This window comes from Sphaerisporangium sp. NPDC049002 (assembly GCF_040649355.1).
In the GTDB taxonomy this organism is placed as follows: domain Bacteria; phylum Actinomycetota; class Actinomycetes; order Streptosporangiales; family Streptosporangiaceae; genus Sphaerisporangium.
The window spans coordinates 1-5,597 of record NZ_JBEZFH010000328.1 but is presented as its reverse complement, the minus strand read 5'-3'; the positions used below and the strand labels follow the sequence as shown (position 1 = coordinate 5,597).

Below are 5,597 nucleotides of genomic sequence, written 5' to 3'. Positions count from 1 at the left end.
GCAGGACGGCGAGTTCGCCGCCGCGTTTCATGGCGGCGTAGTCCTCGCCGTCGGCGGAGTCGGGGTCGCCCTCGACCAGCGGGGCGTGCTCGTCGTCACCAGGCGCTGAAGTCACAGTATCGAACGGAGATCCCCGAGAAGGAAGTACGGTTCTACGTCGCTGACACGCTTGATGATCCCTATGTTGAACAGATCGATGTGATGTCAGGGTACGGGGCGATCGTGCGCTCGAGGAACGAGGCCAACAAGGTCAAACGGGAGACTCCCGTCCTTGTGGTGATCGGCAATCCGCCCTATGGCGACAGGGCTAGGGGACAGGGAGGCTGGATAGATCCCCCCGGAAGGCGGAACGGCAAAGCAAGGGTCCCCCTCGACGCCTTCCGTGCCCCGGATCTCGCCAGACACTCCTTCAAATTGGCCAGCATGTACGTCTACTTCTGGCGCTGGGCCACCTGGAAGGTCTTCGACGCTCATCCGGAGCAGCCAGCCGGAGTCGTCACCCTCATCACCCCGTCCAGCTATATCGACGGCCCCGGATTCGCCGAGATGCGCAGCTATCTACGCCGGTCGGCCGACGAGGGCTGGATTATCGATCTCTCCCCTGAACAGCACCAGCCGGACGGCAGCACGCGTGTTTTTCCTGGGGTTCAGCAGAATCTGTGCATCGGTGTATTCGTCCGATATGGTCCCGTCGACCGTAACACCCCTGCTCGCGTTCGCTACATGGCAGTCACCGGCCATCGAGAGCAGAAGTTCGCACGGCTGGCATCGGTGAGCATCGACGATTCGTGCTGGAAAGCCTGCGACACGGGATGGCGTGATCCGTTCACTCCCGCCGCCGGTGACCGGTGGCTGAGTTACCTCGCGCTGACCGATCTGTTCCCGTGGGCTCTGACTGGCATAACGCCCAACCGCAACTGGGTACACGCGCCCGACAAGGAAACGCTCAACCGCCGCTGGGCGAGGTTGATCGACGCCGGGCCTGACGAGAAGCGGATCTTGATGAAGGAGACGACGGATCGGGACCTCACCGACCTGCCCGGTGCACTGCCCGGGGAACCCCCTCCTGCTCATCCGCTCGACGTCGAAACGTGCAGGAATCCACGTACCGAGCCGGTCGCCTTACGCAGCTTCGATCGCCAGCACGTCATCTATGACGCACGCGTGATCGACCGTCCTCGCCCCGCCCTATGGGCCGTCCGCGGGCAACGTCAGATCTATGCCACTGAACAGCACTCTCAACCGATCACTTCGGGCCCGGCGCTCACCTTCGCCTCTCTGGTGCCCAGCGCGCACCACTACAACGGCCGTGGTGGGCGAGTTCTGCCGCTCTACCGTGACGCCCTGGGTCTGCAGCCCAATCTGACGCCAGGGCTTCTCGAATCGATCGGTCTCAGAATCGGTAAGACCATCAGTGCTGATGACCTGATGGCCTACGTCGCAGCACTGAGCGCGCACCCTTCTTACACAAGCCGGTTCGCGGAGGAACTCAAGAACCCGGGCCTGCGAATACCGCTCACCGCCGACTCTGAAGCTTGGGACGAGGGGGTTCACATCGGCCGGCGAGTGCTGTGGCTGCACACCTACGGAGAGCGTTGTGCCGATGCGGGGGAAGGACGACCCCTTGGTCCACCCAAGTTGCCGCCCGCAGTACGGCCCAAAGCTCGAGTGACTATCCCCTATACCGAGGAGTCGATGCCAGAGACGATCTCGTACGACGCGACCACTCGTACCCTGCACGTTGGAGCCGGTGAGATTTCGCCGGTCTCCCCGCAGGTGTGGGATTACGAGATCTCCGGCTGGAAGGTGGTACGTCGCTGGTTCGGCTACCGCCGCGCCAACCCCGGCGGGAACCGATCATCACCCCTGGACTCCATCAACATCGGTCGCTGGCCTGCGCAGTTCACCACCGAATTGCTGGAACTCCTCAACGTCTTGAGCCTGTGCGTCGAACTCGAACCGGCACAGGCCGTATTACTTGAGAAGATCTGCGATGGTCCGCTCATCACGGCCGCCGACCTCGAACAGCGAAAGGTACTGCCCGCTCCCGCCAACGTGAGAAAGGCGCCGCAGGTGGAGGCGGACCACGCCCCGCGACTCTTCTGACTCGCGAACGGCAGCTCAAAGTATGGGGTTGGCGCAGTATCGGACTTGGTGAGGCGCATTATTATCGAACCTCATTCTCCTTCTTCCAGCAGTTTCGCGGCGGCTTTGGGATCCATCAGATTGGACCAAGCCTGTTCGGCTCCATAGAGCGGGCGACCAGGTAGTTGCGGTTCGGGGTACCAGCCGTCGCGTTCACAACCGGGTACGAGATCGAGGGTGAGATAGGCGATGTTGTCAGGAACGCTGCCGGTGATGCGGACGGCGACGTAGGTCTCGTGCCCATCGTCGGCCCGAACCTGAATGCCGATCACAAAGGTGGCGTAATCGGCGCTATGCTCGCGGCCGTCCCCGAGTGATGATCTGATCAGACCTCGGATCGTCTGAGCCAGGTGTCGAAGCAGGCGAGCGCCGGCTTCCATCTGATAACGCTCGTGGTCGTCCTGATTGGGCAGCAGGTGACCGGTGTAGGTGGCACTGGTCAGGGGCTTTGCGTGATCGGTGTTGTAGCGAGCTCGGGCCGCCTTGCCGTCTTCCTCCAAGGACGCGTAGAAGTCATCGGGTGACCCGTTCTCGCGTACCCCACCGGCGACCAGCCAGGGCAGGTCCTCTTCGGTCCAGACGGCGCCACGCCACCTTTGAATTTTGACCTTGAAAAGGATCTGGTCATCGATCGCCCGGATGCGCTCGTGCTTGGCGTGCTCATCGGCGAATTGCTCGGTGGTCTTGTTCAGGAGTGGGTGGGCGATCTCGTCCAGCGGGTCGTCTGCAGGCGGGACCGCGAGCTTCAGATCATCACGCAAGCAGCGCAAGGTAGGACGCGCTCGGTTCGTCGGCACCTTCAGTCGTCCTCGCGTACTCCGCCGAGCTCATCGATGCGCTCAGGGCTCAGACCGGTCAGCATGGCCAGACGCGACCGGTTGGAGCCGTCCAGTTGAGCCATCGCGCTCAGCATCTTCTGCCGGATCTCCTCACGACGGATCTCCAGGTAGACCCGTACGGCCTCGGCCACAAGATCTTTCTTGGTGACGCCGAGGAAATGAGCCCCGTTGGAGATGAGCTGGTCGATTTCTGGATCGACCTTCAACGGCGACAGTGCCATGCTGATCGCCTCCCTCATATTCGGTACCTCAGGGTACCTAGGGTACGACAGCCGTGTGCACGAGACATCACTTGGGCCTCCTACCTGACACGCCCGAGCCAGGCCACGATGAGGTGGCTACTTGCCTCGGTTCGCCAGATACGTTCGGCCAGTTCATCTGGGCTGCCAACCTCGATAAGGCTTAGATGTTCGTGGTGGTGGGCGGGTGGGAGCGCCCACCAATGTCCGGTGGTGTTGCCGTACCAAAGAGCCGGTGAACCGCCGTGCCAGTGCACGCACTGTGTCGTGGGCGTGCGGTGGCGGCGTCGCTGCAGGTCACGATCATAGGTGGGCCCCAGGGGTGTCGGTGGGGGAGAGTTCCGCCCACGTGGTGGTTTTGCGGCGGCCGATGGTGAAGCCCCAGCACGCCGCCACCGCGTCCACCAGCCGTAGGCCCCGGCCACGAAGATCCAGCTCGTCCAGTGCTCCGGCCCACTCCGGGAGCTCTGCCGCTTCGGCAGACCGCAGGCATGGGACGCCGTCCGCGCCGTCGTCCTGCACCTCGATACGCACCCGGGTGCCGACGTGCAGGACGTACAGCGTCACTGTGCCGCCTGGCAGCGACGATCGGGAGTGCTGGACGCTGTTGGAGACCAGCTCGGAGACCACCAGCAGGGCGGACTCCAGGAGCGGATCCCCGGCGAGGAGCTTGCGGACGAACGCGCGTGCCGCCCCCACCTGTTCGACGTGGCCGGCGAGGGTGAGGTATCCGGCGACGGTCCACGCGCCCGGCTGCGTGCCGTTCCGGTGCTCGTCGTCGTGACCGATGGCGCCGTCCACGACGATCACACCCTGCGGGTCCATTCCCGGGCCTGGTACGGCCGCGCTGGGCCGTACCGTTTCGCGGCTGCTCGCCGGTGGGACGGACTGCGCGGCCGTCCTGTCCGTCTGGGGGACGTCGATGCGGGACACCTCCCGTTCCAGGACCTGAAGCACCCGTGCCCCGGCGCCCAACAACTCCAACCGCCCAGCCTCTCGCCCCACCATCGACCTCCACAGGCTCCTGCGGCTGCCCTTGCCGCCTCTACGTCGAGACGCGCTGCAACCAGTTGATTACTTTCTGTTTACGGAGTGTCGCGGAGTGCACGTGCCTCCTGCAAGTGCATCGCGCAAATTCCACAGGATTTTCGTAGCCGAATGTAGGGGCGAGGTGACCGGAGGTGACGCTAGGGTTCACCGGTGACGTCCCCACGGCCTTCGAGGTGAAGCGTGTCCGCAAGTCAAGGGTCAACGGTCCGCCGCCGCCGACTGGGCATCGAGCTGCGGCGCCTACGGGAGGCCTCGGACAAGACGATCGAGGAAGTTGCACGTCATCTGGAGCGTTCCGCCTCGACCATCAGTCGCATTGAGACCGGGAAGACCGTGCCACGGCTTCGAGACGTGCGGGACATGCTTGATATGTACGGAGCCGTAGACGATCAGCGGGAGTTGCTTCTCGCCATGGTGCGAGACGCTCAGCAGAAGGGGTGGTGGACGGACTACGAGGACGTCCTGCCCGCTGGCTTCGAGACGTACGTGGGACTCGAAGCCGAGGCCGCATCGCTGCGCACCTATCAGACCAACCTTGTCCATGGACTCCTGCAGACCGAGGACTACGCGCGTGCTCTTCTTCGTGCTGTCCGGCTCATGGACAGCCAGGAGAACGTGGACCGCCTCGTCTCCCTACGGATGAGACGTCAGTCGGCCCTTGTGCGGGATCACCCCCTTGAGTTGTGGGCTGTGCTTGACGAGGCTGTTCTGTGCCGTCCCATCGGTGGGCCCACCGTCATGCGGGCTCAGTTGGAGCACCTCGTACAGGTTGCCGGCACGCCCACTGTCACCATCCAAATCCTGCCCTTCGCGAAGGGCGCCCATGTTGGGCTTATCGGCCCGTTCTCGATCATCGAGTTCCCCGACGTAACGGACTCCGATGTCGTTTACGCAGAAAGTCCCGCTGGAAACCTATACGTAGAGAAACCGAAGGATGTACGGCGTTATACGCTGGTTTTCGACCACCTGCGCGCCGCTGCGCTGCCACCGGATGAATCAGTGGCTCTCCTCGTCGCAGCGATGAAGGCGATCGGGTGACTGAGACGGGAAAGGTGGGATCCACGATGGACACATCGCAGCTCCGGTGGCGTAAGAGCACCCGCAGTGCCAACGGGTCGGAGTGCGTCGAGGTAGCCATGGTGGGCAACGCATCGGACACGGGAGTACAGCCTCCCTTGGTCCTGCTGCGTGACAGCAAGAACCCGTCCGGACCCGTCCTCGCTGTCGCCTCGGTCCAGTGGCGTGCCTTTATCGGTGGAGTGAAGGAGGGATGGCTCCCGTAGAGCGGTGGTGGCCGCCGGAGATTTCTTGTCTTGTGAATAGC

General features: G+C 63.5%; 6 protein-coding genes. 3 read left to right on the top strand and 3 right to left on the bottom strand.

Translation table 11 applies throughout. The features are described 5' to 3' along the window. Positions 1 to 423: 423 nt before the first annotated feature. A complete protein-coding gene (locus tag AB0B89_RS34545) occupies positions 424 to 2,106 on the top strand; it encodes a type ISP restriction/modification enzyme (RefSeq protein ID WP_358561391.1) in 1,683 nt (560 codons plus the stop codon). A 71-nt stretch (positions 2,107 to 2,177) separates the two neighbouring features. Here the strand turns inward: AB0B89_RS34545 and AB0B89_RS34540 are convergent, their stop codons facing one another. The 3 genes from AB0B89_RS34540 to AB0B89_RS34530 all read right to left on the bottom strand — a co-directional run bounded on the left by AB0B89_RS34540 (position 2,178) and on the right by AB0B89_RS34530 (position 4,207). Continuing rightward, positions 2,178 to 2,906 carry a hypothetical protein gene (locus tag AB0B89_RS34540; RefSeq protein ID WP_358561388.1) on the bottom strand — a complete coding sequence of 243 codons (729 nt, stop codon included), beginning with the start codon at positions 2,904 to 2,906 and terminating at the stop codon, positions 2,178 to 2,180. Positions 2,907 to 2,944: 38 nt separating this feature from the next. Next, positions 2,945 to 3,223, bottom strand: coding sequence for a hypothetical protein (locus AB0B89_RS34535; protein ID WP_358561386.1), 279 nt, complete (start codon positions 3,221 to 3,223; stop codon positions 2,945 to 2,947). A gap of 303 nt (positions 3,224 to 3,526) precedes the next feature. Continuing rightward, a complete protein-coding gene (locus AB0B89_RS34530; RefSeq protein ID WP_358561383.1) occupies positions 3,527 to 4,207 on the bottom strand; it encodes an ATP-binding protein in 681 nt (226 codons plus the stop codon). A gap of 246 nt (positions 4,208 to 4,453) precedes the next feature. On the opposite strand from AB0B89_RS34530, the gene AB0B89_RS34525 reads away from it, so the two are divergent. Then, on the top strand, positions 4,454 to 5,311 hold the full coding sequence (locus tag AB0B89_RS34525) for a helix-turn-helix transcriptional regulator (RefSeq protein WP_358561380.1): 858 nt from the start codon (positions 4,454 to 4,456) through the stop codon (positions 5,309 to 5,311). Positions 5,312 to 5,337: 26 nt separating this feature from the next. Then, positions 5,338 to 5,556, top strand: a complete 219-nt coding sequence (locus AB0B89_RS34520) for a DUF397 domain-containing protein (RefSeq protein WP_358561377.1) — start codon at positions 5,338 to 5,340, stop codon at positions 5,554 to 5,556. The last annotated feature ends 41 nt before the right edge of the window (positions 5,557 to 5,597 follow it).